Here is a 26,345-nt window from a genome sequence, read left to right on the forward strand (position 1 = left end):
TTTCGGCCCCCGGCGGGGCGGCGCTCCTGGGCCGGGTCGGCCGATGTGGTGGGTGTCGCCGTACACCTGCCGGTCCGGCGGCCGGTCGGGGCCTCGACGCCCGCGAAGGGTCAGGGGACCGGCTGCTCCGCCCAGATGACCTTGCCGGCCGGCGTGTAGCGGGTGCCCCAGCGTTCGGCGAGCTGCGCGACGAGGAACAGTCCGCGTCCGCCCTCGTCCGTCATCGCCGCGTAGCGCAGATGGGGCGAGGTGCTGCTGCTGTCGAACACCTCGCAGACGAGGCTGCGGTCGCGCAGTACCCGGACGTGGACGGTCTCACCGCCGTACCGGATCGCGTTGGTGACCAGCTCGCTCAGGATCAGCTCCGTCGTGAACGCCAGCTCGTCCAGCCCCCACTCCGTCAGCCGCCGTGTGACCTGGGCGCGCACCTCGCCGACCGCCGCCGGGTCGGACGGGACCTGCCACTCGGCGACCCGGTCGGGACCCAGCACGTGGGTGCGGGCGACGAGCAGCGCGATGTCGTCGCCCGGGCGCTCCGGGAGCCGGGCGTCGAGGACGGACCGACAGGTCTCCTCGGGCGACTCGCCGGCCGTCTCCAGAGCCCGGCGCAGGTGTTCCAGACCCACGTCGATGTCGTGCTGCCGGTCCTCGACCAGCCCGTCGGTGTACAGGACCAGCCGACTGCCCTCCGCCAGGTGCAGCACGGTCGTCTCGAACGGGAGGCCGCCCAGACCCAGCGGAGGGCCGGCGGGCACCTCGGGGAACTCCACGCGGCCGTCGGGATGGATCAGAGCCGGGGGCGGGTGGCCGGCGCGGGCGATCACACAGGTGCCGGAGACCGGGTCGTAGATGGCGTAGAGGCAGGTCGCGCCGGTGACCGGGGCGGTGCCGTCGTCGGCCGACTCGTCCTGGTCGATGCGGTTGACCAGCTCGTCCAGCAGGCCCAGCAGTTCGTCGGGCGGCAGGTCGAGGGCGGTGAAGTTGTGCACGGCCGTCCGCAGTCGTCCCATGGTGGCCGCGGCGTGCAGCCCGTGGCCGACGACGTCGCCGACCACGAGCGCGACGCGGGCCCCCGACAGCGGCAGCACGTCGAACCAGTCCCCGCCGACCCCCGCCTGCGCGGGCAGGTACCGGTAGGCGATGTCCAGGGCGTTCTGGTCGGGCATCCTGCGGGGCAGCAGACTGCGCTGGAGGGTCACCGCCATGTTGTGCTCGCGCGTGTAGCGGCGCGCGTTGTCGATGGAGACCGCGGCACGCGCGACCAGTTCCTCGGCGAGGGTCAGCTCGTCCTCGTCGAAGGGCTCGGGCTTCTCCGAACGCCAGAAGCCGACCACCCCGAGCACCAGGGTGCCCGCCCGCAGCGGCACGGTGATCAGCGAGTGGATGCCGAACTCCACCACCTGGGCGGAGCGTTCGACGTCCTGTGCCTGCCAGTCCCGGGCCTGGCCGAGGCGCGGTTCCAGCACGGGCCGGCCGGTGCTCAGGGACCGGCCCTGCGGGGTGGACGGCACGAAGCGGATCTGCCGGCCCACCGGGTAGAGCGGAGCGTCCTCGCGGATGCCGCCGAGCGCGGCCCGGCTCAGCCGGGTCGCGCCCTCCGGCTGGCCGCCGGCCAGTACGGCGTCGTACAGGTCCACGCTGACGTAGTCCGCGAAACGGGGCACGGCCAGCTCCGCCAGTTCCTCGGCCGTACGGGTGACGTCCAGGCTGGTGCCGATGCCCACGCCGGCGTCGTACAGCATGTCCAGGCGTTCCCGGGCGGTCTCGGCCCGTCCTGACAGGGCCCGCAGCTCCGTGGAGTCGCGCAGTGTGGCGACGCTGCCGGCCGGGCCGCCCCGTACGTCCGTCGGCCGCTGGTTGACCGCCAGCAGCCGGTCCTTGACCAGGTGCACCTCGTCCGTCGCGACCCGTCCGGAGGCCAGCAGCTCCGCCGTGTCGCCCGGGAGCCCGAGGTCGAGCACGTGCCGCCCCTCGGCGTCGGCGGGCAGGTCGAGCAGGCGGTGCGCCTCGTCGTTGGCGAGCAGCAGCCTGCCCTCACCGCCGACGATGAGCACACCCTCCCGGACGGAGTGCAGGACCGCGTCGTGGTGTTCGTACATCCGGGTCATCTCGTGCGGGCCCAGGCCGTGCGTCTGCCGCAGCAGCCGTCGGCTGACGAGCGCCGTGCCCGCCGTGGCCAGGGCGAGCCCGACGGCCGCCGCGGACAGCACCAGCGGGAGCTGCCGGTCGGCGACGCCGCCCACGTTCTCCGTCGTGATGCCGGCCGAGACCAGCCCCACGACCGTGCCGTCGGGCGCCTCGACCGGGACGATCGCCTGGACCAGCGGCCCTATCGTTCCCTCGATCTCCTCGGTCACCGTCTCCCCGGACAGCGCGGGAGCGATGTTCCCCACGAACTTCTTGCCGATGCGGTCGGGCTCGGGGTGGGTGTAGCGGACCCCGTCGGTGTTCATGACGACGACGAAGTCCACGCCCGTCGCCCTGCGTGTCGCCTCCGCCCGCGGTTGGAGGAGCGCGGTCGGATCGGGGCCGCGCAGCGCCTCGCGGATGCCGGGGGCGTTGGCGAACGTCGCGGCCACGGCGAGGGACCGGTTGCGCGCCTCCGTCTCGCTGTCGCGCCGCACCTGGAGCACCAGCGCGGCCACCGCGGCCACCACGAGCAGCAGCACGATGACCACGTTCAGGACGAAGACCTGCCCCGCGACGCTGCGGCCGGACAGCGCCGAACGCAATGCCGCGGCACGGCGGCGCCGTCCCGCGCCCGCTCCCCGCCGTGACCGGTCCTGGTCTCGCCGGCTTCGGGCGAGCGGACCGCTGGGACGACGGGGTGACCACTCTCCCTGTCGACCCCTCAGCCGGACCATGAGCCCATGTCTACACTGCCGCGCCGCGGGAGGCGAGGGGCACCCGCCGGTGTGGAGCGGACGGCCGCACCCGGTCCCGGTGCCGTCCTCGTCCGGGGCTCCCGGGCGGGGGCGGCGGGTGGCGAGCAACCGGGCGATGTCGTCGGGCAGTCCGGCGAGGACGGCCGGCCCCGGCAGGCCGGGCGTGGGGGAGCGCGGACAGACCCCGCCCGCATGGCCACCGCACGCGCCGATCACCTCGGCGGAGGCGTCGATCAGCAGCGCCGTCGGCCGCCCGGGCGTCCGGTCCGCGTCCTCGGCGCCTGCGCTCATCGGCCCCACCTCGTCCGTGCGCCGTCACGGGGGCGACACGGCAAGAATGCGCCTCGACGGCCCGGTGGCGCATGCGGTCGGGCCGCGCGGGTGACGGGGCCGCACGGGGCGGCGAAAATTTCGGACCCGGTGCGCTTCCGCAGTGCTTCAGCGATGGAGCCGTTACAGGCGTTGACCGTGGGGACCGGAGTCCGTAATCTCCTCCGGGCCATTCGGAAATATGCTCGAAACATTCGAACCATCCTGCCTTCTTCGTACGGCCTCCGTGTTCCACTCCAGGAAAGGGATGTCATGAGCATGACCCTGCTACGCCTGTCCAGGGCGGCCGCCGCCGGCCTCATCGCCGCGGCGGCGCTGACGGCCGCGGCCCACTCGGCCGAGGCCGCCGACACGCTCGGGTCCGCGGCGGCCGGACAGGGCCGCTACTTCGGCACCGCCGTCGCGGCCAACCACCTCGGCGAGTCCGCGTACGCCGCCACCCTGGACCGTGAGTTCACCTCGGTGACGCCCGAGAACGAGATGAAGTGGGACGCCGTCGAAGGCAACCGCGACACCTTCACCTTCGGCGCCGCCGACCAGATCGTGAACCACGCGCGGTCCCAGGGCATGGACGTCCGCGGCCACACCCTCGTCTGGCACTCCCAGCTGCCGTCCTGGGTGAGCGGCCTGGGCGCCGCCGACCTGCGCACGGCGATGAACAACCACATCAACCGGGTGATGGGCCACTACAAGGGCCAGATCCACAGCTGGGACGTGGTCAACGAGGCCTTCCAGGACGGCGGCAGCGGCGCACGCCGCAGCTCCCCGTTCCAGGACAAGCTGGGCGACGGATTCATCGAGGAGGCGTTCCGCACCGCGCGCGCCGCCGACCCGGCCGCCAAGCTCTGCTACAACGACTACAACACCGACGGCGTCAACGCGAAGAGCAACGCCGTCTACGCCATGGTCAAGGACTTCAAGTCCCGCGGTGTGCCCATCGACTGCGTCGGCCTCCAGTCCCACTTCAACGGCGCCTCCCCGGTCCCGGCCGACTACCGGGCGAACCTCCAGCGCTTCGCCGACCTCGGCGTCGACGTGCAGATCACGGAACTCGACATCGAGGGCTCGGGCACCGCCCAGGCCGACAACTACGCCAACGTGGTCAAGGCCTGTCTCGCCGTGGACCGCTGCACCGGCATCACCGTCTGGGGTGTCACCGACAAGTACTCGTGGCGCAGCAGCGGCACCCCGCTGCTGTTCGACGGCAACTACAACGAGAAGCCCGCCTACGACGCCGTCCTGTCAGCCCTCGGCGGCTCGGGCGGCGGCCCGGGCAACGGCACGGCGAGCTGCACCGCCACGTACACCAGGACCGCGGACTGGAGCAGCGGCTACAACGGCCAGGTCACCATCACCGCGGGCAGCGAGCCGATCAGCTCCTGGACGACCACCGTCACCCTGTCCTTGCCGCAGAAGGTCTCGGCCACCTGGAACGCCTCGGCCACCTGGGACGGCAGCGGCAACGTCATGACCGCGCGGCCGACGTGGAACGGCTCGCTGGCGGCCGGCGCGTCGACCAGTTTCGGATTCACCGTGGCCAAGAACGGCAGCGACGCCGCACCCACGGTCGGAACCTGCACCGCCTCTTGATCCCGCCGGCGCACCGGGCCACCCCCGAACCCGGCCCGGTGCGCCCCACCCATGCCCGGACCGTGGCGAGCAGGCGGTCAAAAACGGCGCGTCCGGCGGAAGTTGGGGCAAGGCAGCCGTGAGAGCCGTCCCGGTGCGTATCGTGAGGGACCGGGAGTCTTCGCTCCCCCCACTCGGCCCCGGACCGGACGGTGAGACTCTGTATGACTCCGGCGCACGGACCCCATGCCGCGGACGCCCCCGTCGTGTCCGCGGCGGTGGAGTTCAGCGGCGGGTCGGCGATGATCCCCGCCTCCCGGGACGTCGTGCACGGCTTCGTCGGGCGACTCGCCGAGGGGAACGTCGACCTGGCCGACGGCTTCCTCGACGCCGCCCGCCTGGTCGCCACCGAGCTGGTGACGAACGCGCTCCGTCATGCGCCCGGCCCCTGCCGGCTGGAGCTGACCCTGGTGGCCGACGGTGTGCAGATCGCGGTGTCGGACACGGGGGACGGCTTCCCCACGTTCCTGCCCCGCGACCCCCTGCGGGTCGGCCGCCACGGTCTGGAGATCGTGACACACCTGTGCGAGGAAGTGATCACCAAGCCCCATGCGACGGGCAAGACGGTGTACGCGCGCCTGCCGCTGCGCTGAGCCCGACGTCGGGCGACGGCCGGCCTGCTCGTCGGTGGGACGACCGGGCCTGAACCGGTCGTGGGACCGCCTGCCGGGGGACTCGGCGCCAGGCAGGCGGGCCGACCACCGTGCCCGGCGCCGTCCGCGTGCGGGTCGGCAGTACGTCGCGGACCAGCGCGGACCGGGGCCCGGACCGGGGGGCCCGGCGCCGGCCGCCGCGGGCTCGACGCGCGCGACCGCGCTCCGCTGACTACGGTCGAGGTGTGGTGGCACACACATTCGAGGAGCTCGTACACAAGCGGCGCGCGGCGGACCAGGCACAGCACCGGGTCGAGGAGCTGCGCGACTCGTACGGGCCTCCCACGCAACATCAGTGGACCCAACGGCAGTCGCACACGTACGAGACCGCCGTACGGGCCTGGCGCGACCTGGACCGGGACGCGCAGTCCGCGATGACGGAGTACGTCAAGGAAGGGGGCCAGTCCCGGCACAAAATCGAGGCGAAGGTCCGCAAGGCCGTCCAGGACGGGGGCCAGGGCGCCTGAGCGGTGCCGGGGCCGAACCCCGCCGGGTGCGGCGGGGTTCGGCCCTGCGCGGTCGTGGCGGGGTTCAGCCCCGTGCGGTCGTGGTCTCGCCGACGAGAGCGCGTGCGGTGTCCAGTGCCGCCGCCCGGTCGGCGGGTACCAGCCCGATGCGGGTGCGCCGGTCGAGCAGGTCGGCCTCGTCGAGGGCTCCCTCGTGGCGCAGCGCCCAGACCAGCTCGGCCCCGGTGACCGGGTGGTCAGGCAGGACCCGTTCGCCGAGCCGGGGATCCCGGGCGGCCAGTGCATGGACGGCCGGCGCCTCGGTGCCGTAGCGCCGCACCAGGCGGCGCGGGGCCCGCAGCGCGGCCAAGGCGTGCGCGGGAGCGGCCCCGACCAGGGGCAGCGCGGCGGTGGGGGAGGGGCCGGCGGCCAGCCGACGGGCGGCGACGGCGGCGTCCACCGCGTCCTCGGCCATCCGCCGGTACGTGGTGAGCTTGCCGCCGACCACGGTGATCACCCCCTCCGACGAGGTGAGCACGGCGTGCCGGCGCGAGACGTCCGCGGTACGCGGCCCGCCGCCGGGCCGGTCGGCGGACGCGGTGTCCAGCAGGGGGCGCAGGCCCGCGAAGGCGCCGACCACGTCCGCGCGGTGGACGGGCATGTCCAGCACGGAGCCGAGCACGTCGAGCAGGAAGCCCACGTCGGCCTCGGGCACCTCGGGCACGTCCGGGATCCCACCGTCCACCGGCTCGTCGGTCAGCCCCACGTAGACGCGGCCGTCGCCCTGCGGCAGGACGAGGACGAAGCGGTTGGTCTCCCCGGGGACCGGCACGTGCAGGCCCGCCGGGAGCGGACCGAGCCGGTCGGAACGCAGGACGAGGTGGGTGCCGCGGGAGGGCCGGACGCGGATGCCGTCCACGAGGCCGCCGGCCCACACGCCGGATGCGTTGATCACCGCGCGGGCCCGGATCACGCCCTCCTCACCGGTGACCTCGTCTCGTATCCGGGCGCCGGACGCGGTCAGCTCCAGGGCCCGGACACGGGTCAGGACGCGGGCGCCCCGGGCGGCGGCGGTCCGGGCGAGCGCCGTCACCAGCCGGGCGTCGTCGGTGAGCCGGCCGTCCCAGGACAGCAGGCCGCCGCGCAGCCGGTCGGGGCGGAGCACCGGGGCGAGGTGGCGGGTCTCCACGGCGGAGAGCCGGCGCGGCGCGGGCAGCGTGGCCCGCGCCGTACGCGCCGCCAGGCGCAGGGTGTCGCCGGCCCGGAACCCGGCCCACGCGAGGGCCGCCTGCCCACGGGAGACCAGCGGGGTCAGCGGCAGCACGAACGGCTGGGCGCTCACCAGGTGGGGCGCGGTGCGCTCCATCAGCACGCCGCGCTCCACCGCGCTCTCGTGGGCGACGTCGAGCTGGGCGGAGGCGAGGTAGCGCAGGCCGCCGTGGACGAGCTTGGAGCTCCAGCGGGAGGTGCCGAAGGCCAGGTCGTGCGCGTCCACCGCGACGACGCTCAGACCGCGGGCCGCGGCGTCCAGGGCCGCCCCGGCACCGGTCGCGCCGAGACCGACGACCAGGACGTCCACGACGGGACCGCCGACGGCGTCGGTCAGCTCGCGCGAGCGCCGTGCGGCGGACAGGGAGGCCCCGGCGGCGGGGCCGCTGATCGGGGTCATGGCGTGAGGGTCCTCTCCAGGATGGTGCGCAGCTCCGCGAGGAAGGCCGCCGGGGTCAGCTCGGCGTCGTCCTCGTCGGTCATGGTCCGCAGCGACAGGGCGAAGGACTGGACGACCAGCAGCACGGACCGGGCCTGCCGCTCGGGGTGCCCCGGGCGCACCGACCCGTCGGTGTGCCCCTCCCGCACGGACTGGGCCAGCAGCTCCAGCAGCGCCTCCTGGCTCGCCCCGCGGCGGTCCAGGACGTAGGGCAGGAGCAGCTCGGGGTCGACGTCGACGATCTTGCGGAAGAGCGGGTGGCCGCGGAAGGCCGCCACGCCCGCCACGAGCCCCTCGACCATGCGGGTGCGGGTGCCCAGACCCGCCCGGGGCTCGGGGACGGACCCGGTGGCCACCGCGACCCACTCGCGGGTCATCAGGTCGCCGACCAGCGACCGCACGTCGGGGTGGCGCCGGTAGAGCGTCATCCGGGAGACGCCGGCGCGACGGGCCACGTCGGTCATGGTCGTACGGCGGACTCCGACGGCCAGGACGCAGTCGCGCACGGCGTCGAGCACCGCGTCGTCGTCCGAGGGTTTCGGTCGGCTCGAGTGGTTGTGACGTTTGGGCGCCATGTGTAACAGTGTAACGCCCGTGGGGCCGCGCCGAAGGCATCCCCGTACCGACCGTGAGGACGACAGGCGATGGACATGCTGTGGAACGGCTGGGGCGATCCGGCCCGGGCGACGCCGCTGCCCGACACGGTGAGCCGGCTGCTGGGCGAGCTGCTCGGCGTCGAGCCCCGCGACGCCGCGTCCGTGGCGCTGGAGGAGATCGAGGTACCCGGGCCACCGCTGGACACCGCCGCCCGGCGCGCGCTCGCAGCCGCCGTCGGCGACCGCGCGGAGTGCCTGCGCACGGACGCGGAGACCCGCGTCCGGCACACCCGCGGCAAGTCCACCCCCGACCTGCTGCGGATACGGTCCGGCGACACCGCCGACACCCCGGCCGCCGTCGTCCTCCCGGACAGCCATGACGAGGTGCTCGCCGTCCTGGAGGCCTGCGCCGCACACGGCCTCGCCCTCGTCCCGTTCGGCGGCGGCACCTCCGTCGTCGGCGGCCTCGCCCCCGACCGCCGCCGGCCCTTCGTCGCCCTGGACCTGCGGCGCATGAACCGCCTGCTCGACCTCGACGAGGTCTCCCGCACCGCCACCCTGCAACCCGGCCTGCGCGCCCCCGAGGCCGAGGCGCTCCTCGCCGACCACGGGTACACCCTCGGCCACTTCCCCCAGTCCTACGAGTGGGCCACCCTCGGCGGCTTCGCCGCCACCCGCTCCAGCGGACAGGCCTCCGCCGGATACGGCCGCTTCGACGAGATGGTCCTCGGCCTCACCCTCGCCACTCCCGAGGGCACCCTCGACACCGGCCGCGCCCCCCGCTCGGCGGCCGGCCCCGACCTGCGCCAGCTCGTGCTGGGCTCGGAAGGCGCCTTCGGCGTCATCACCTCCGTGACCGTGCGCGTGCGTCCCGTGCCGCGCGTCCGCCGCTACGAGGGCTGGCGCTTCGCCTCCTTCGACGAGGGCGCCGCGGCCCTGCGCCGTCTCGCCCAGGACGGCCCGCGTCCCACGGTGCTGCGCCTGTCCGACGAGACCGAGACGCTCATCGGCCTCGCCCAGCCCGACGCCCTCGGCGACGTGCTCGCGCGGCAGGACGCCGGATGCCTCGCGGTCCTCGGATTCGAGGGCACCGAGGAGGACACCGCGCACCGCCGCGAGGGCGCCGCCGCCGTACTGCGGGAGAGCGGCGGCACCTTCGCCGGCGAGGAACCGGGGGAACGCTGGGCCCACGGCCGCTACTCGGCGCCGTACCTGCGCGACGCGCTGCTCGACGCCGGGGCGCTCGCCGAGACCCTGGAGACGGCGACCTACTGGTCGCGCATCCCCGCCCTGTACACCGCCGTCCGCGACGCGCTCACCGGCACCCTCACCGAGACCGGCACACCACCGCTGGTCATGTGCCACATCTCGCACGTCTACGAGAACGGCGCCTCCCTGTACTTCACGGTCGTCTCGGCCCAGGGCGAGGACGCCGTGGCGCACTGGACCCGGGCCAAGCACGCCGCCAACGAGGCGATCCTCGCCGCCGGCGGCACCATCACCCACCACCACGGGGTCGGCACCGACCACCGCGACTGGTACGTCCGGGAGGCCGGCCCCCTCGGCGCCCGGGCCCTGCGCGCCGTCAAGCGGAGCCTGGACCCCGCCGGACTGCTCAACCCGGGGGTCCTGCTGCCCGCGGACTGAACCCCCCGGCCACCGGCGCCCGCCCGCCCCGTGAGACAACAGTCCGGCTCCACCCGTCAGCCCGGAGGCACATCGATGCGAGAGTTCACCGCCGTCGTCAACCCCACCGCGGGCGGTGCCACCTCGGCCGCCGCGCTGCTGGGGGTGGCCCGGCTGCTGCGGGAGGCGGGCGCGGAGCTCGAGACCGAGTACAGCCGCAGCCTCGCGCACGCCCGGGAACTCGCCCGGCGGGCCGGACAACGGGGCCGGGTGGTGCTCGCCGTCGGCGGCGACGGCATGGCCGGCGGGATCGGCGGCGCCCTCAGCGGCACCGGCGCCCTGCTCGGTCTCGTCCCGGCCGGCCGCGGCAACGACTTCGCCCGCGCCCTGGACCTGCCCACCGAGCCCGCCGCGCTCGCCCGGGTGCTCCTGCACGGCGAACCCCGGCCGGTCGACACCATCGAGGTCACCTCGGCCGTCCACGACCGCGTCGTCGTGCTCGGCAGCGTCTACGCCGGTGTCGACGCGCTCGCCAACCACCACGCCAACCACGCGCGCCTGCTGCGCGGCACCGCCTCCTACTACGCGGGCGCGCTGCGCGCCGTCGCGAGCTGGCGGGCGACGCGCTACCGGGTGACCGTCGACGGCGAGGAGCAGGCGTTCACCGGCTACACGGTGGTGGCCGCCAACTCCGGCTACTACGGCTCCAACCGCCTGATCGCCCCCTCCGCCCGGGTCGACGACGGCCTGCTGGAGGTCGTGATGATCCACGAGGCGCCGCGGCGGCTGTTCTTCGCCCTGATGAACGAACTGGCCTCGGGCGCCCACGTCCACCGGCCCCAGGTCCGCGTCCTGCGCGGACGGGAGGTCCGCATCGAGGCCGACCGGGCCATACCCTACGGCGCCGACGGCGAGGTCGAGGCGGTCGTCCCCGTCACGGCCAGGGTGCTGCCCGGAGCGCTGCGCGTCCTGTGCTGAACACGCCGCCGGGCCGGCCGCCGACAGCGGCGACCGGCCCGGCGGGTACGCGGATCAGCCCCGGGGCGTGGTGAAGCGTTCCCACACCCGGTGGGAGCCCATCAGCTCCGTGACCCGCGCCAGGGCCGCGGTGCCGGACTCGGCGACGACCACACCGGGAGCGTCGGCGGGAACACCCGAGGCCTCGAGAGCCGTCTCGCCGCCCGCCCAGACGCCGATCGCCTTGCCGTGCCGGAACGCCTCCGACACCAGCAGGCTCACCCGCGGGTCGATCGCGCCCGGCCCCAGGGGAGCCGGAGCGGCCTTGTAGTCCCGCGGCGTGTAGGCGTCGCCGCCCATCTCGGGCGTCCCCGCCAGCAGGACGGCGTCGAACTCCACGGACCGCGCGGTGACGTAGCTGCGCTGCACCGTCAGCGCCTCGCCGCCCGAACCGATGGTGCCGCCGGTCGGCGCCACGACCAGCGGCACCATCCCCGCGGTCAGCACCGCCTCCCGCACGGCCGTCACGCCCTCCAGATCGGCCCCGCCGGTCACGATGCCGACCACCCGGCCCTCGACGGGCCAGGTGCGCCCCACCTGGGACAGCGCCGGGCTGGGTGCGACGTCGGCCAGCGGCACCGTCGGCTGCGGGGCGGGCAGGCCGAGCCCCTCGGCGACACCCGCGCACAGCTCCGGGTCGATGTTGGCCAGGACCTGGAGCGTCCGCTCCCTGATGGCCTGTTCGTAGCACTTGCCCAGCTCGAAGGTGTACGCGCCGATGATGTGCTCGCGCTCCACCGGGCTCATGCTCAGCCAGAACCGGCGCGGCTGGCTGAAGTGGTCCGCGAACGACTCCGGCGCGTCCCTCACCTTGGTCGCCTCCGGGACCCGTACCGGCGCTTCGATGTACGCCCCTTCGGCCGCTCCGGCGACGAACGGGCAGCCGCCGTCGAGAGAGTTGGGCCGGTAGGGCGCCACCCCCCGGTGCACGGCCGTCTGGTGCATGCCGTCGCGCAGCATGTCGTTGACCGGAGCGTGCGGCCGGTTGATCGGCAGCTGCGGGAAGTTGGGGCCGCCCAGACGCGTGATCTGGGTGTCCAGGTACGAGAACAACCGCCCGGCGAGCAGCGGGTCGTCGGTGATGTCGATACCGGGCACGAGGTGGCCGACGTGGAAGGCGACCTGCTCGGTCTCGGCGAAGAAGTTGGACGGGTTGCGGTTGAGGGTCATCAGCCCGATCGGCTGCACCGGGGCGAGTTCCTCGGGAACGATGTTGGTCGGGTCGAGCAGGTCGATGCCCTCGAAGGTCTGCTCCGGGTTGTCGGGGAAGGTCTGGATGCCCAGCTCCCACTGCGGGTACGCGCCCGCCTCGATCGCGTCGGCGAGGTCCCGGCGGTGGAAGTCCGGATCGATGCCGTTGATCATCTGGGCCTCGTCCCACACCAGGGAGTGCACGCCCAGCTTCGGCTTCCAGTGGAACTTCACCAGCGTCGTGGCGCCCTCGGCGTTCACCAGCCGGAAGGTGTGGACGCCGAAGCCCTCCATCATCCGGAAGGAGCGCGGGATGCCGCGGTCGCCCATGAAGAAGATGGTGTGGTGGGTCGCCTCGGTGTGCAGCGAGACGAAGTCCCAGAAGGTGTCGTGCGCGCTCTGCGCCTGCGGGATCTCCCGGTCGGGGTGCGGCTTCGCGGCGTGGATGACGTCCGGGAACTTGATGGCGTCCTGGATGAAGAAGACCGGGATGTTGTTGCCGACCAGGTCGAAGACGCCCTCACTGGTGTAGAACTTCGTGGCGAAACCGCGGGTGTCGCGCACGGTGTCCGACGACCCCCGGGAGCCGACCACCGTGGAGAACCGCACGAACACCGGCGTCTCCACGTCCGCGGCCAGGAACCCGGCCTTGGTCACGGAGGCCGCCGTGCCGTAGCTCTGGAAGACCCCGTGCGCGCCGGCGCCCCGGGCGTGCACCACGCGCTCCGGGATGCGCTCGTGGTCGAAGTGCATGACCTTCTCGCGCAGGTGATGGTCCTGCAGCAGCACGGGCCCGCGCGGCCCGGCCTTCAGCGAGTGGTCCGTGTCGTACAGCCGAGTGCCCTGAGCGTTCGTCAGGTAGCTCCCGGACTGCGCCACGCGGGCCTGGTCGGCGCCGGTCGGCTGGCCGGTCGGCGACACGGTGTCCGGACCGCTCTGGTCCGGCTTCGCGGGCAGCGGCTCCCTGGGCTCGGTGGGTTCGGCGACGGGGGGCGACTCGGGACCGGGCTTGCCGGGAATCCCCTCTGCCGGTCCGCCACCGTCGCCCTGCAGGGTTTCGGTGACCTTGTGGGCTACCCGCTTGAGGGGGTTGGCCTCGCTCATAAAGCCATTTCTCCGTTCTGCGCGGGCCGCTGCACGCGGCCGGGTTGATTCGAGTACCGACTGGGCGTGTGGGGCCGTGACCGCGTACCCAGCGAACGGGTCTCAAGGCATGGGCGCGAGGGAACGGAAGCGGTTGGCTCAGGTGATGGTCTCCCCGTCGTGGGTGCCGCCCTGGCCGCGTGCCGTGGAGGAGCCCGTCCCCTCCCCGTCCGCCGAGATGACCACTCCGCCGCCCCGGACGCGTTCGGTCGCCGCCACGTCGCCCGGAAGGTGTGCGGCGCGGGGTACGACGGCCTTCGCCTCAGCGGCGCACAGGACCGACACGGCCAGGGCCGCGATCACGGCCCACGACGACTGGCGCATGGGGGAGCTCCTTCTCACCGGTGCCGTACCAGCGTCACCGGCACGGGTGCGACGCGCCACCGGAGACGCGCGCACGAGGGAGGGCCCCGACCGGACGCGCCGGTCGGGGCCCTTGAAACGCCCTGACACGAGCCGCAGACGCCCGGCTCGAACAAGGAGATGCCGGCGCGGGCTTGGAGCTGCCGGCTCGCGCCGGGAGTGTCCGCTCGCGCCGGGAGTGTCCGCTCGGGGTGGGTGGTGTCGGCTCGGGCCTGGAGGTGTCGGCTCGGACAGAGGGGTGTCGGCTCGCGCCGGGAGTGTCTGCTTGGGCTGGGTGGTGCCGGCTCGGGTCGGAAGGTCACCGGCTTGAGCCAGGAGAGGCCCGGCTTGAGCCAGGAGAGGCCGGCTCGGACCGGGAGGTGTCGGCTCGCGCCGGGAGTGTCCGCTCGGGCCGGGCGGTGCCCGGTCTCGGGCAGGGAGGCGCCTGGCCCGAACCAGGAGAGGCCCGGCTCGGGCCAGGCGGTGCCTAACCCGCCGTGTGCGTCACCCGCACCGGCGGGTCGAAGGAGACCCGGGTGCGCGCACCGTCGAGCGCCCAGGTCACCTCGACGCCGGTGTCGTCGGCCGCGACCTCCGTGACGGCCTCGGCCGGCGGGACGGGCCCCGGCTCACCGGTGAGCGCCGCCAGGCACACGTGCAGGGAGGTGCCGCCCGCGTCGCCGGACAGCCGGGGCATCTCGGCCCACGGCGCGTAGGCGGTGCCCTGCGGGGCGCGCACGGTCTCGGGCTCGGGGCGCCAGCCGTGCAGGCCGTGCAGCACCGAGACCAGGGGCTCCTCGGGGCCGGTGGCCCACCCGGTGTGGGTGACGCGCGACCCGGCCGGCGCGCCGACCACCCGGTGCACCCGCAGCTCGTACGGCCCCCGCGCCACGGTCACGCTCTCCACCCGCAGCCCCGGCACCATCGGAGGCCCGCCGGCGAACACCGGCCGGTGCCAGGACGCCGCCCAGCCCCAGCCGTCGCCGTGGCCCGCGCCGAGCGGACGGACGCGGCGGCGCACACTGCGCCGGCCGTTCACCTCCACCGACAGGTGGTTGTCCGCGGCGTTGTCGGACGCGGTGGGGCCGGTCCGGGTCGAGTACGCCTGCCGCCCGTAGTGCGGGTCGTCCTCGGCGGCCGTCTCGCCCTCGTGCGGCCGTACGTGGTCGCTGCCGTGGTTGTGCAGCCGTACGATCCCGTCGTCGCGGGTCGCCTGCACCAGCAGCCCGGGCGCGGTCAGGGCCAGTACGCGGTCGGCCATCTCCACCGGCGCGGGCTCCTCCGTGGCCGTCCACAGCGGGTGGCCGGCCGGTGCGAGGAGCGACACGAACGCCTTCGACGCCCAGTACGGGGAGGCCGGGCCGGAGTACGGCTGCAGCGACGCCTCGTGCGGCCCGTGCCAGCCCAGGCTCAGCAGTCCGTCGTCGGTCAGCGAGCCGCGGTCGAGGAAGTACCGCAGACTGCCGCTCGCCAGCCGCCGCGAGGCACCCGGTGTCAGCGGCGTGTGCCCGGTCACCGCGCCCAGGCCCACGGCCGAGGAGGCGGCGAAGCGGTACGCCAGCGACCGGCCGAAGTGCAGCGGCGCCCCGTCGCCGCCGAACATCAGCGAGAAACCCTCCAGATGCGTACGCAGCCGGTCACCGTACCGGGCGCCCTGCTCGGTGTCCCCCGAGAGATGGGCGTCCAGCACCGGGTACAGGTGCAGGGCCCAGCCGTTGTAGTGGTCGAAGGCGCGGCCGTCGCCGTCGGCGTACCAGCCCTCGCCCCGGTACCAGCCCTCCATCAGCTCCAGCGCCCGCTGACGGGCCGCGGCCGTCTCGGCGTCGCCGCGGCCGACCGACTCCAGGAAACCGGCGACCGTGTACGGGAACAGGTACCAGTTGTTCGGCGCCGGCACGTGCCGCAGAGACCCGCGCAGCCACTCCTCCACCCGGTCCTGGATCCCGGCGTCCAGGTTCTTCCACAACCACGGCGCGGTCAGCCTGAGCCCGAGTGCGACCGACGCCGACTCGACCATCGGCTGGCCCTGGACGTCGTGGTCGAGGATCAGCGGCCAGGACTCGGTGTCGTCGCGGCCGGGGGTGAGCGTGCCCGAGGCGAGGCCCCGCGCGTACCGGTCCAGCCAGCCGTGCGGATCGTCGCCGTCGGCGCCCGCGACCCGGAAGGCCGCCGCGAGGAACGTCCGGGCGAAGCCCTCCAGACCGTCGGAGCGCACTCCCGACCGCGAGGGCCGCCCCGGCAGGTCGAGCAGGGCGCGGCCCGGGGTGCTCCAGCGCCACGCCGCCCACAGGAGCCCGTCCGCGACGGCCTCCCAGTGGGCCCGGGTGTAACCGGTCCAGGGGCTCAGCGCACGGTCCTCGGTGGGCAGTTCGAACGGGATGCTCATGCCAGGAACGCCAGCCTTTCGCGTCGTACGGGATGGAGGAAGCCGGCACCGGACGCCCAGCGGGTGCTCTCGGCGAGGGCGAGGTCCGCCAGGCGGCGCCACTCGTTGCCCTCGGAGCCGGCGAGGTGGGGGGTGATCAGGGCGTTCTCGCAGTCCCACAGCGGGTGGTCCGCGGGCAGCACCTCGGGGTCGGTGACATCCAGGACGGCCCGGATCCGGCCCGCGAGCACGGCGTCGGTGAGCGCATCCTGGTCGACGACCGCCCCTCGGGATGTGTTGATCAGTACGGCCCCGGCCGGCATCGAGTCGATCAGGGAACGGCCGACCAGGCCCCGGGTGGAGGGCAGCAGCGGGGTGTGCACGCTGACGGTGTCGCAGCGCGCGAAGAGCTCCGGCAGCTCGACGCGTTCGACACCGAGGGCGGCGGCGTCCGCGGCGCTGACATAGGGGTCGTGCAGCAGGACGTCGATGTCGTGGGGGCGCAGCAGCTCGACGACCCGGCGCCCGATCAGCGACGCCGACAGGATGCCGACCGTGCGGCGGTAGTTGCCGACGCTGCGCGGGGTGCGCAGCCAGTTGTCGCGGGTGCGGGAGGCCCGGAATTCCCGGGCCCGCTCCAGCACCCGCTTGCCGGTGAGCAGGATCATGCCGAGCGTGTACTCGGCCACCGGCACGGCGTTGGCCGCGGCGGCGGAGGACACCTCGATCCCCCGCTCCCAGCACGCGTCGGTGACATGCCCGCGGACGCTGCCCGCCGTGTGCACCACGGCCCGCAGCCGCGGCGCCGCCCGCAGGACCTGAGCGTCCAGCGGCGGACAGCCCCAGCCGGTGATCAGCAGGTCGACGTCGGCCAGCACGGACCTGGCCCGCGGTGTGGACAGGTCGTCCAGCGCCGGGAGGGGCGCGAGGTCGCACACCCGGCGGAACGCCCCGAGCGACTGCGGGTCGAGGACGGCCGCGGCGGCGTCCTGGGACATGGCCACGGCGGCACGGGGCCGGAACCCGCCGTCGGGGGTGTCGGGGGCGTGCGGGTCGGTCACTTGACGGCTCCGGCGGTCAGACCGCTGCGCCAGAAACGCTGGAGCAGCACGAAGGCGAGGATGAGCGGCAGTACGGCGAGCAGCGATCCCATGATCACCACGGGGTAGTACTCCGGCGAGACGGACGCCGAACTGTTCCACTGGTACAGGCCGAGACTGACGGGGTACAGGTCCTGGTCGGACAGCATCACCATGGGCAGGAAGAAGTTGTTCCATATCGCGGTGAGCTGGAAGAGGAAGACGGTGATCAGACCGGGTCCGAGCATCCTGAACGCCACGCGCGCGTACGTGGTCAGCTCGCCGGCCCCGTCCACGCGCGCCGCCTCCAGCACCTCGTCGGGCACGTAGCCCCGGCTGAAGATGCGGCCGAGGTAGACGCCGAACGGGTTGAACAGCACCGGGATGAACACCGCCCAGAAGGTGTTGACCAGGCCGGCCTCGGAGGCCATCAGGTACAGCGGCAGCGCGAGCACGGTCTGCGGCACCATGACCGCCGCGAGGACCAGGCCGAACAGCTTCTCCTTGTGCCGGAAGCGGTACTTGTCGAAGGCGTAGCCGCAGGCGACGCTCAGCAGCGCGCCGAGGGCGGCGCCGAGCACCGCGTACAGCAGGCTGTTGAGGTACCAGCGGCTGTACAGTCCGCCGTCCATGGCGAACAGGTCCTCGAGGTTCTGCACGAACGAGAAGTCGCTCAGGCTCAGCAGGTCGCTGCTGAACAGCGCGTCCCGGGTCTTCGTCGAGGCGAGCAACAGCCACAGCACGGGCAGCAGCGTGTAGAGGACGGAGACCGCGACGACCACGTTGACCGTCGCCCGGCCCAGCAGCCTCGGGCGGAGCAGGGAGCTGTCGGTGGCGCTCATCGGGCCTCCTCGGCGGAGTCGGCGCGGCTGGTGAAGCGGGTGACGCCGTAGGACAGGACGATGGTGAAGACGAGCAGGACGACCGATGCGGCCGCCGCCAGGCCGTAGTTGTTCCGGGTGAACGCCGCGTCGTAGATGTACATGCTGGGCGAGAAGCGGGAGTTGATCATGGGGGAGGACTGGCTGAGCAGCATCGGCTCGGTGAACAGCTGGAGCGCCCAGATCAGGGTGAAGATGGCGACCATGACGATCGAGGCCCGCACCAGCGGTGCCTTGACCTGGAGCGCCGTGCGCACCGGCCCCGCGCCGTCCACCACGGACGCCTCGATCACCTCGCGGGGCACGGCCTGCAGGGCGGCGTAGAAGACCACCATGTTGTAGCCGAGGTTGCTCCACAGGGCGATGTTCACGATGGACGGGACCACCGTGTGGATGCCGAGGAAGTCGATCGTGATGTCGGCGCGGGCGAACAGGTCGATCACCGGGCTGATGCCCGGCGTGTACAGGTACAGCCAGATCAGCGCGGCGATGATGCCGGGCACCGCGTGCGGCAGGAACAGGGAGAGCTGGGCGAAGGCGCGCAGCCGCACCACTCCGGAGTCCAGCAGCAGGGCGAGGGCCAGCGCGCCGAGCACCATGAGCGGGATGTAGATCAGGCAGTACAGGGCCACCGTGCCGAGCCCGCCGAGGAAGGTGGGGTCGGTCAGGACGGCCGCGTAGCTGCGCAGACCGACGAAGACCGTGTGCTCGGGGCCGAAGCCGAGGCCGGGCTGGTCGTCGCTGTAGAAGCTGAGGTAGACGGCCGTGCCGACGGGGATCAGGAAGACGGTGACCAACAGGGCGAAGAACGGCGTCATCAGGACGCCGCAGGCGGCCAGTTGGCGGCGCTTCGCCGCCCTGCGGGCGCGCGGGCCGGCGGCGGAGGACGCGGGGGCGGTGGCGCGGGAGGCGCCGGTCGGCACCCGTGGCTGGGTGGTCGTGGTCATGGGGTGTCACCTGCCTTTCGTCGGCTCAGGTGCTGTGCTGGGTGGTGGACAGGCCGAGGGCCTTGAGGTCGGGCATGGTGCCCTCCTGCGCGGTGCGCAGGGACTCGACGAGGGAGCCCTGGCCGGCGCCGACGCGGGCGAAGGAGTCCTGCATGACCTTCTGGGTGGCGCTCATCCGCGGCCCCCACAGCCACCCCTCGCCGATCCTCTCGGCCTCCTGCTCGAACAGGCCGTAGACGTCCTGCCCGCCGTAGTACGACCGGTCGAACGCCTCGCGGCCCACGGCGACCAGGTCGGGGGCGGCCGGGTACTGGCTGCTGGTGCCGCTGGAGAGACGGGCGCGCAGGGCGTCCGGGTGGGAGACCTGCCACTCGATGAACTCCATGGCGGCCTCGGGGTGGCGGCTGTCCTTGGTGACCGCGAAGGTCGAGCCGCCGTGCGTGCCGACCGCAGGGCGGGCGGTGTCCCACTGCGGCAGCGGGGCGATCCGCCACTGGTTCTTCTGCCCGGGCCGCGCGTTCATCTGGGCGCCGGCGTCCCAGGCGCCGCTGAGCCGGGTGAGGACCAGGCCGTTGCCGATCTGCGCGTCGGCCTGCCTGCTCTCGACGGCGTTCATGAAGACGTCGTCCCGGTCGATGAGCCCCTGCCAGTAGTCCGCGACCCGTCGGGAGGGCGCGTCGGCGAGGGAGACGTTCCAGGCGCCGCGGGAGGTGTCGAACCAGCGGGCGCCCGCCTGCCAGGCGTACGCGGCGAACTGGGTCATGCCGTCGGTGGGGAACAGCACCAGCCGCCGGTCGGGCGCCTTGCGGTGCACGGTCGCGGCCTGCTCGGCGAACTCGTCCCAGGTGCGCGCGACCCGCAGGCCGTAGTGGTCGAACAGATCGGTGCGGTAGTGCATCACCATGGGCTCGACGTCCAGCGGCACGCTGAACACCCGCCCCTCGAAGGTGGTCAGTCCGAGTGCCTGCGGCAGCAGTTTGCGGCGCAGGCGGTCGCCGACGAGGTCGGTGATGTCGCGGGCGACGCCGTCGATGGCGTACCCCGGCACCTGCGGATACTCGATGGTGGCGACGTCGGGCGCGTTGCCGGCCCGGGCGGCGTTGCTGAGCTTGGCGTAGCCGCCCTGCCCGCCGGAGGGGATCTGCTGGAACTCCACCTGGATGTTCCTGTGCGTGCGGTTGAACGCGTCGACCACGTCCTGGCTGCCGCGCAGTGCGGACCAGAAGGTGATGCGCGTGGTGGTACTCGTGCGGGCCGACGAGGCGCCGTTCTCCCCGCTGCAGGCGCTCGCGGCTCCTGTCAGGGGTACGGCGGCCATCGCGGCGAGCACGGACCGACGGCTGGGTCGTCCGGGCATGGCGCCTCCCGCGGCTCCTGCGGGTCCGCGTGGGTGCGGACCCGACTGTTCGGGACACGGGAATCCTGAAGGCTCCAGAACAAACGGTCAATAGATCGATCAGAAGAAAATGAAGCGATCAAACGATCAAACGGCGGGGCGGTCCGCCGATCCGCGCACCATCAGCCGGGGCAGCAACTCCACGCGCCGGCCCGGCCGGCTGCCGGGCGCCTCGGAGAGCCGCTGGAGCAGCAACTCCGCGGCCATGCGCCCGACCTCGGTCTTCGGCGGCGACACGGCCGTCAGCGGCGGCGAACCCAGCCCGGCCACGACATCGTCGTACGCCACGACCGAGCAGTCCTGCGGCACACGTACCGCCTCCTCCGCCAGCCGCTGCACGATCATCAGCGCGTCCACGTCGCCGTGCAGCACCGCGGCGGTCGCACCCATCTTGCGCATCAGCGCCGGCAACTCGGCCGTCTCGTCCGCCGAGTACGGTCCGTCGGCTCCGGCCTCCGGCGCGATCAGCGCCCACGCCCACTGCTCCACCAGGGGATGCGCCTGCGCGACCTCGGCGAAGGCGGCACGCAGCGAACGCGCGGTGGGACTGTCGTGCCGTGTGGCGAACACGATGCGCCGGTGACCGAGCCCCACCAGGTGCTCCACGGCCAGATGCGCGCCGTACCAGTGGTCCGAGCACACCGAGTCCAGGGCGTGCAACGCGCTGCCGCGCCACGGGCGGCGCTCCATCAGCACCGTCGGCACCCCGAGCGCGGCGAGCCACTCGTGGTCGGCCTCCTCCTCGGCCCGGCCGCGCCAGCGCGGGGCGATCAGCAGCCCGCGCGCCCCGTCCGCCAGCGCACGCTCCACCAGCGGGCGTTCGGCACCGGAAGCCTGCGGCGCGAGGTGCAGGGCGATGCGCACCCCGGCCTCCTCCAGGACCGTGCGGGCGCCGTGCAGGGTCTCGTTCAGATACGAGTGCCGCACGGGGACCACCACGGCCACCCGGTCCCCGGCCGCCGCGGCCCCCGCGGGTGGCGCGTCCGGTGAGGGCAGCGTCGACCGGACGACGCCGTGCCCGCGCCGCAGCCTGCCCTCCCGCGTCAGCTCCTCCACGTCCCGGCGCACCGTCACCACGGAGACCTGCAACTCGTCGGCGAGATCGCGCACGCGCGCGGTACCGCGCGCCTGGACCGCCGCCAGAATCCGCTGGCGCCTGAGATCGACCGGCTCCCTCATCAGGCCTCCCCACCCGGAAATGTTCGTTTGAGCGATTCGCCGCCATCATAGCGATCGTTCGTCCCGGGTGCGTGCCGTCCTCCCGACCCGGGCGTCCCTACGGTTCGGGGTCCGAGAGGAGCGGGCCCAGCGGGCCCAGGTCGAGATTGAGATCGCCGCGGGTCAGCCCGTGCTGCGCGCACAGGTCGTCCATGCGCTCGTCGAGCAGCATGAGGGCCGTACCGAGCCGGTCCTCCTGCTGCGCGCTCAGGGTGCCCTCGTCGAAGCGGCGTACGGCCTGGCGTTCCATGAGCTGGCGCAACAGCTCCACAACGGTGAGGACCAGGGCGGCCAGGTCGTTCGTGACGCGCTCGGGATCCAGGTCGAGCGCGTGGTCCCCGGGCGCGGTCACAACGGCCCGCTGTCCGCCCAGGGGGCGGGCACCCGCTCGTTCACCGACGACAGCAGGGCGTGCAGGGAGATCCGCACCAGCGGCACGTCCGCGATGGCCAGGACCAGGTCCCCGCTGACGACGACACCGGTCGCCAGCACCCGGTCCAGCAGGTCGACCAGGGGCAGCCCGACGGGTGCGTACGGCTCCGGGCCGTCCCAGGGCACGGGCTCCGGACCCGGCTTCCGCGGGTCCTGGAGGGTCACGAGGGAGCCTCCTGCTCCGTGTGGCCGCGCGCCGTGGGGTCCTGCTCCGTGCGGCCGCCTGCCGGGCGGTCGTGTTCCGTCCGGTCGTGTCCGGTGTCGTCCCGTTCGACGGTGTCCGGGTCCTCGTCCCAGCGGGCGAAGGAGTACGGGATCCACGGCCCCGACGCACCGACCTCCACGGCCGGAAGCCGACCGTCGGCGGCCAGCCCGGCCAGGGCACGGGTGAAGGCGGGGCTCGCCGTGTCCTCCACCAGGTAGGCGGCATTGAGCAGTTGCGGAGCGCTCCGGCCGGTCAGCCGCTCGCTCTGCGGGCGGTGCCGCGTCGCGGCGACGGCATACCGTCGCAGTTCCGCGTCGACGGCCTCCGCCTCGGCCAGCGCCCGCTCGTGCGCCTCCTGCCGGCCCCGGCGCCGCGCGCTGGCCCGGCTGAGGTAGGCACGTCCATCGGTGGCCGCGGCGCCGGGGGCGGCGGCGCCGGTCGCGCTTTCGGCGGCGTGGACCTTCACCGCCCATTCCCTGCGGCCCCGGAGACGGTCGAGCAGCGTGCCCAGCACCGCCTCCCGGGCCGCGACGGCCCGCCGCGCGCTGCGGTCGCTGCGGTACAGGGTCGCCATCGGCAGCGGAACCACGGGGCCCGGCCCGCTCGCGGCCTCGACACCCCGGTGGTGGGCGCGGGCGCAGCGTTCCAGATCGTCGGGGCGGTTGAGCCGCTCCGCCAGCGCCTCCTTGTCGAACAGCGCGGCGGGGACGTCCTGGACGACCAGGCTGAGGCCGCCCGCGTGCAGCACGCGCAGCGGACCGCCCTCCTCGTGACCGGTCGCCGCGGCCAGCGTGGCGACGGCCGGCGGGGTACGGGTGACGGCGAACGCGCAGACGATCACAGGGGCCGCCGGGGTCGCGGGCGCGCTCACCGGACGGCTCCCACCGCGTCCTCGGCGGCCCCCTCCAGGGCGTCGAGCCGGGCCCGCAACCGCGCGTTCTCCTCGGCGAGCGCGTCCCGCGCGGCCCGGGAGGACAACGCCGGGTCGGTCTCCCACCAGTCGATGCCCGCCTTCTTCGCCGTCTCCACCGAGGCGATGAACAGACGCAGCCTGATGGTGAGCAGTTCGATGTCGAGGAGGTCGATCTTGATGTCACCGGCGATGACGATGCCTTTGTCGAGGACCCGCTCGAGGAGGTCGGCGAGGTTGCCGGTGACGGGCGCGTAGGGCTGCGTCCCAGGGCTCGCGAAGCGGTGGTCGATGTCCGTCACCGCGCACTCCCCGCGGCGTCAGCGATACGGGCGGGCACGTTCGTCGTCCTGGTACGCCTCGTCGTCCTCGTCGCCGTCCTCACCTTCGTCACCTTCCTCGTCGTACTCACCGTCCTCGTCCTCGTCGTACTCGTCCTGGTCGCGCCCGTACCCGACGCTCTCCTCGTCGCCCTCGCCCTCGCCGTCGTCCTCGTACTCGCCCCGGTCGGCGTTCTCCTCCTCCAGCGCCTCCTCGTGGGTGCGGACGACCTCGCCGTCACGGATCTCCCCGCGCCAGCCCTCCACCTCCTCGTCGCCCATCAGGGTCACGTGCCGCGCGAAGTGCTTCACGTCCAGCCGCAGCCGGCGTCCCTGGGCACGCCAGAGGTTGCCGGTCTTCTCGAAGAAACCCGACGGGTAGTACTCGACGACCACCACGACCCGGGTCAGCCGGGGCGCCAGCTCGTGGAAGGTGACCGCGCCGCGTGTACTGCCCTTGGCGCCCTCGGAGGTCCAGACGATCCGCTCGTCGGGGACCTGCTCCTGGACGGTCGCCTTCCAACCGCGGCTCGAGGGGCCGACCTTGACGATCCAGTCGGAGGTGACCTCGTCGTCGGGGGAGACGCTGCGGACGCCCTTGGTGAAGCCGCTGAAGTCCTGGAGCCGGGTCCACTGGTCGTAGACGGTGCGCAGGGGGACGCCGATGTCGACGGTCTCCATGATGTGCGTCGCCTTGATGCTGCCGCCGCGGGCCCCGCCCCCCGCTCCGCCGCCCTGGGAACTCCGGCCGCCCGCGGAGGAGGTCAGCCGGTCGGTCAGCCCTCCGATCCGTTCCCCCGCCTTGCCCACGAGGCTGTGGCCCGTGGCGGAGAGGTATCCGCCGAGTGCGTCCTTCAGGTCACCGAGGGGGGAGGGCTCCCCGCCCTCCTGCCGGGTGTGGTTCATCCGCGCCCACCTCCGCGCCTACCGCCCGAGCCCATGGCCTCCCTCGCCGGCTCGGCCTTCTTCGGGGGGGATGCGGCCTTGCGTGGCGGAGCGTTCCTCCCGGCCCGCCGGGGCGGCGCGGGAGCGGGCTCGCGGTCCTCCTCCCGGTCCTCCTCCCGGTCCTCTTCGTCGAAATAGGCGTCCTCGTCCGGAGTGCCGTCGTAGTCCTCGTCGTGGTCGCCGTTTTGGTCCTCCGTCGCCTCGCCGCCTCGTCGTCCCGCGCCGGTCAGCGCGTCGGTACGGTCGCGGAGGTTGTCCGCGAGGCCGGTGAGCCCGCGGTTCGCCGCGGCGGTGACGGCCGCGCGTCCGGCCGTCAGCAGTTCGCCGCGCACCTGGTCGGACAACTCCTGGAACTGTGGCGCCAGTTGGAGCTTGCCCAGGCCCTGGGACAGCCCCTGGCCCGGGGACAGGCCGATGCGCCGGCCCGCGAGGTAGGAGCCGACCATGAAGGCCAGTTTCACCTTTTTCGTGCGGCCCAGGAGATAGCCGCCGGCCATGGCCGCGGCGATGGCCGCCCTGTTGTCGTTCATGTGTGTCTTCTCCGCGCTGGATCCGTGGTTGTCGTGCGGCCGGTGGGCCGCGCCGGGCGTTCGAGGAGGGCGAGCAGGCGCTCCTCCTCCCGTTCGAATGCCGCCTCGTCGATGGCGCCCTCGTCCAGGGCCCGGTTGAGTGCGGACAGCCGCGCCTGGACGGCCCGCGGGTCGTGGGTCTGGCGCCGGGCCTCCTGGAGCAGGTGGTCGGCGATCCACGCCGTGCCCCGCACGGGGGCGAGGGGCAGCAGCAGGAGACCGCTCACGATGCCCACCGCGTCACCGCCCGGCCTGCGCGGGGCGCGGGTCGACGAAGCTGTAGCAGGGCAGGGGACCGGTCACGCTGAGCGCCAGGCGGTCCCCGCAGTCGCGTGCCCGCGCGGTCACCGCCCGCCGGAACCGTCGCTCGTCGGCCGAGCGCAGGAGGAAGGACGCGCTCAGCACCTGATCGTCGTCGGTCGGACCCCGCACCGTGCGCAGGGCGATGGGGGTCAGGTGGTCCAGGACCTCCCGCGCCGCGCGCCGCGCCTCGCGGCGGACAGCGAGGGCGATCGCCTCACCCAGCCGGACGTTGGCCTCGTAGTCGGGCCGGCGCCGCGTCCGCAGGGCCAGGGCCCGCAGGCTCTCGTCCCGGCGCACCAGGTCGGCGAAGCGGCCGGGCAGGACCTCTCCCTTGACGTTGAGTTCGACGCAACCCCGGACGCCGTTGAGCTGCCGGACCAAGTGGTCCGCGTCGGACCGCAGTTGGGCGAGCAGGGCGTCCGGTGCGGGGCTGAGGACCGCGAACCGCATGGGGAGCAGCGGTCCCTGCTCCGCCAGTTCGTCCAGTACGGCCTGGTGGGCCAGCAGGTCACGGCGCCGGGGCCGCAGTCGTGCGGGAGCGGCCGAGACCGCCGCGCACAGACCGGACCCGGTCAGCAGCCGTACCGGGGCACCGTCGACCCCCGGGCAGCGGGGGGTGCGGACCCCGGCGGGGGCGATGCCGTAGACGTACAGGGCGTCCGGGCCGGAGGCGGTGGGGGTGGTGGTGACGGGCGCGGTCATTCGTCCTCCATGGCCGTGCGCCGGCGGGGGCGGCTGCGCGGGCGGTCGTCGTCATCGCGGGGGCGTGCGGCGGGCCGGCGGGCGGGGGGCCGCTCCCGGTCCCGTTCCCCCCGCCCGCGGGGGCGGGCGCGGGGCCGGCCCTCCTCCTCTTCCGCCTCCTCCCCGGGCGAGAGGATGTCCCGCACCTTGTCGGTCACGGAGCGGGCCGTCCGTTTGGCGCCCGCCCTGCCTATGGTCTTGGCGACCGGACTGCCGAACATCTCGGGGACGGTCTTGGAGCGCACGTCGTGCTCCAGGTCCAGTCGGTTGCAGGCCTCCGCGAACCGCAGATAGGTGTCGACGCTCGCGACCACGATCCGGGCGTCGATCTTGAGGATCTCGATACCGACCAGGGAGACGCGCACGAAGACGTCGATCACCATGCCGCGGTCGAGGATGATTTCGAGGACGTCGTAGAGGGTTCCGGCGCGGGGCGCGCAGACGACCTCGTCGTCGTAGGTGATCATG

General features: G+C 73.7%; 25 protein-coding genes. 5 read left to right on the forward strand and 20 right to left on the reverse strand.

Annotated features, from left to right (window positions below; translation table 11 throughout):
* Window positions 1-110: 110 nt before the first annotated feature.
* Window positions 111-2,864: a SpoIIE family protein phosphatase gene (locus tag RM812_RS32680; RefSeq protein WP_311580868.1), complete on the reverse strand. Its 2,754-nt coding sequence runs from the start codon at window positions 2,862-2,864 to the stop codon at window positions 111-113.
* Between the two features lie 603 nt (window positions 2,865-3,467).
* On the opposite strand from RM812_RS32680, the gene RM812_RS32685 reads away from it, so the two are divergent.
* From RM812_RS32685 to RM812_RS32695, 3 genes are all read left to right on the forward strand, one after another.
* A complete protein-coding gene (locus tag RM812_RS32685) occupies window positions 3,468-4,805 on the forward strand; it encodes an endo-1,4-beta-xylanase (RefSeq protein ID WP_311580870.1) in 1,338 nt (445 codons plus the stop codon).
* Between the two features lie 203 nt (window positions 4,806-5,008).
* Window positions 5,009-5,437, forward strand: a complete 429-nt coding sequence (locus RM812_RS32690) for an ATP-binding protein (RefSeq protein WP_311580873.1) — start codon at window positions 5,009-5,011, stop codon at window positions 5,435-5,437.
* A gap of 248 nt (window positions 5,438-5,685) precedes the next feature.
* On the forward strand, window positions 5,686-5,964 hold the full coding sequence (locus tag RM812_RS32695; protein ID WP_311580973.1) for a hypothetical protein: 279 nt from the start codon (window positions 5,686-5,688) through the stop codon (window positions 5,962-5,964).
* A 64-nt stretch (window positions 5,965-6,028) separates the two neighbouring features.
* Here the strand turns inward: RM812_RS32695 and RM812_RS32700 are convergent, their stop codons facing one another.
* Together RM812_RS32700 and RM812_RS32705 are read right to left on the reverse strand one after the other, a co-directional pair.
* Window positions 6,029-7,612, reverse strand: a complete 1,584-nt coding sequence (locus tag RM812_RS32700; RefSeq protein ID WP_311580876.1) for a glycerol-3-phosphate dehydrogenase/oxidase — start codon at window positions 7,610-7,612, stop codon at window positions 6,029-6,031.
* Window positions 7,609-8,226 (reverse strand): TetR/AcrR family transcriptional regulator, encoded by a 618-nt coding sequence (locus tag RM812_RS32705; protein WP_311580879.1) that lies wholly within the window; start codon window positions 8,224-8,226, stop codon window positions 7,609-7,611. Before RM812_RS32705 ends, RM812_RS32700 begins: the two co-directional genes overlap by 4 nt.
* A gap of 69 nt (window positions 8,227-8,295) precedes the next feature.
* Between RM812_RS32705 and RM812_RS32710 the strand changes: the two genes are divergently transcribed.
* Both RM812_RS32710 and RM812_RS32715 read left to right on the forward strand, forming a co-directional pair.
* Window positions 8,296-9,894 carry an FAD-binding oxidoreductase gene (locus RM812_RS32710; protein WP_311580882.1) on the forward strand — a complete coding sequence of 533 codons (1,599 nt, stop codon included), beginning with the start codon at window positions 8,296-8,298 and terminating at the stop codon, window positions 9,892-9,894.
* Window positions 9,895-9,969: 75 nt separating this feature from the next.
* On the forward strand, window positions 9,970-10,851 hold the full coding sequence (locus RM812_RS32715; RefSeq protein ID WP_311580885.1) for a YegS/Rv2252/BmrU family lipid kinase: 882 nt from the start codon (window positions 9,970-9,972) through the stop codon (window positions 10,849-10,851).
* 54 nt (window positions 10,852-10,905) lie between these two features.
* Here the strand turns inward: RM812_RS32715 and RM812_RS32720 are convergent, their stop codons facing one another.
* The 17 genes from RM812_RS32720 to RM812_RS32800 form a co-directional block, all read right to left on the reverse strand.
* On the reverse strand, window positions 10,906-13,185 hold the full coding sequence (locus tag RM812_RS32720; protein WP_311580889.1) for a catalase: 2,280 nt from the start codon (window positions 13,183-13,185) through the stop codon (window positions 10,906-10,908).
* A gap of 138 nt (window positions 13,186-13,323) precedes the next feature.
* Window positions 13,324-13,548 carry a hypothetical protein gene (locus RM812_RS32725; protein ID WP_311580892.1) on the reverse strand — a complete coding sequence of 75 codons (225 nt, stop codon included), beginning with the start codon at window positions 13,546-13,548 and terminating at the stop codon, window positions 13,324-13,326.
* Between the two features lie 505 nt (window positions 13,549-14,053).
* Complete coding sequence (locus RM812_RS32730) at window positions 14,054-15,952, reverse strand: DUF2264 domain-containing protein (protein WP_311580895.1); 1,899 nt, start codon at window positions 15,950-15,952, stop codon at window positions 14,054-14,056.
* Complete coding sequence (locus tag RM812_RS32735; protein ID WP_394816548.1) at window positions 15,949-16,929, reverse strand: hydroxyacid dehydrogenase; 981 nt, start codon at window positions 16,927-16,929, stop codon at window positions 15,949-15,951. Before RM812_RS32735 ends, RM812_RS32730 begins: the two co-directional genes overlap by 4 nt.
* Window positions 16,930-16,988: 59 nt before the next feature.
* The gene (locus RM812_RS32740) at window positions 16,989-17,852 is read right to left on the reverse strand and encodes a carbohydrate ABC transporter permease (protein ID WP_311580901.1); all 864 of its coding nucleotides are present in this window, start codon (window positions 17,850-17,852) and stop codon (window positions 16,989-16,991) included.
* A complete protein-coding gene (locus tag RM812_RS32745) occupies window positions 17,849-18,838 on the reverse strand; it encodes a carbohydrate ABC transporter permease (RefSeq protein ID WP_311580904.1) in 990 nt (329 codons plus the stop codon). Before RM812_RS32745 ends, RM812_RS32740 begins: the two co-directional genes overlap by 4 nt.
* Window positions 18,839-18,863: 25 nt before the next feature.
* On the reverse strand, window positions 18,864-20,195 hold the full coding sequence (locus tag RM812_RS32750) for an ABC transporter substrate-binding protein (RefSeq protein WP_311580907.1): 1,332 nt from the start codon (window positions 20,193-20,195) through the stop codon (window positions 18,864-18,866).
* A gap of 126 nt (window positions 20,196-20,321) precedes the next feature.
* A complete protein-coding gene (locus tag RM812_RS32755; RefSeq protein ID WP_311580910.1) occupies window positions 20,322-21,413 on the reverse strand; it encodes a substrate-binding domain-containing protein in 1,092 nt (363 codons plus the stop codon).
* A gap of 97 nt (window positions 21,414-21,510) precedes the next feature.
* The gene (locus RM812_RS32760) at window positions 21,511-21,804 is read right to left on the reverse strand and encodes a gas vesicle protein K (protein ID WP_311580913.1); all 294 of its coding nucleotides are present in this window, start codon (window positions 21,802-21,804) and stop codon (window positions 21,511-21,513) included.
* Window positions 21,801-22,010 carry a gas vesicle protein gene (locus RM812_RS32765; protein ID WP_311580976.1) on the reverse strand — a complete coding sequence of 70 codons (210 nt, stop codon included), beginning with the start codon at window positions 22,008-22,010 and terminating at the stop codon, window positions 21,801-21,803. Before RM812_RS32765 ends, RM812_RS32760 begins: the two co-directional genes overlap by 4 nt.
* Before the next feature lie 35 nt (window positions 22,011-22,045).
* Window positions 22,046-22,960, reverse strand: coding sequence for a GvpL/GvpF family gas vesicle protein (locus tag RM812_RS32770; protein WP_311580916.1), 915 nt, complete (start codon window positions 22,958-22,960; stop codon window positions 22,046-22,048).
* Entirely contained in the window at window positions 22,957-23,301 is a 345-nt protein-coding gene (locus tag RM812_RS32775; RefSeq protein WP_311580919.1) for a gas vesicle protein, read from the reverse strand. Before RM812_RS32775 ends, RM812_RS32770 begins: the two co-directional genes overlap by 4 nt.
* A gap of 18 nt (window positions 23,302-23,319) precedes the next feature.
* Window positions 23,320-24,225: an SRPBCC family protein gene (locus tag RM812_RS32780; protein WP_311580921.1), complete on the reverse strand. Its 906-nt coding sequence runs from the start codon at window positions 24,223-24,225 to the stop codon at window positions 23,320-23,322.
* Window positions 24,222-24,794 carry a hypothetical protein gene (locus RM812_RS32785; RefSeq protein ID WP_311580924.1) on the reverse strand — a complete coding sequence of 191 codons (573 nt, stop codon included), beginning with the start codon at window positions 24,792-24,794 and terminating at the stop codon, window positions 24,222-24,224. Before RM812_RS32785 ends, RM812_RS32780 begins: the two co-directional genes overlap by 4 nt.
* Window positions 24,791-25,069 (reverse strand): gas vesicle protein GvpG, encoded by a 279-nt coding sequence (locus RM812_RS32790; RefSeq protein ID WP_311580927.1) that lies wholly within the window; start codon window positions 25,067-25,069, stop codon window positions 24,791-24,793. The genes RM812_RS32785 and RM812_RS32790 overlap by 4 nt, the downstream gene beginning before the upstream one ends.
* Before the next feature lie 4 nt (window positions 25,070-25,073).
* Complete coding sequence (locus RM812_RS32795; RefSeq protein ID WP_311580930.1) at window positions 25,074-25,838, reverse strand: GvpL/GvpF family gas vesicle protein; 765 nt, start codon at window positions 25,836-25,838, stop codon at window positions 25,074-25,076.
* On the reverse strand, window positions 25,835-26,344 hold the full coding sequence (locus RM812_RS32800) for a gas vesicle structural protein GvpA (protein WP_311580933.1): 510 nt from the start codon (window positions 26,342-26,344) through the stop codon (window positions 25,835-25,837). The genes RM812_RS32795 and RM812_RS32800 overlap by 4 nt, the downstream gene beginning before the upstream one ends.
* Window position 26,345: the final 1 nt, after the last annotated feature.

Source organism: Streptomyces lancefieldiae (genome assembly GCF_031845825.1).
In the GTDB taxonomy this organism is placed as follows: domain Bacteria; phylum Actinomycetota; class Actinomycetes; order Streptomycetales; family Streptomycetaceae; genus Streptomyces; species Streptomyces lancefieldiae.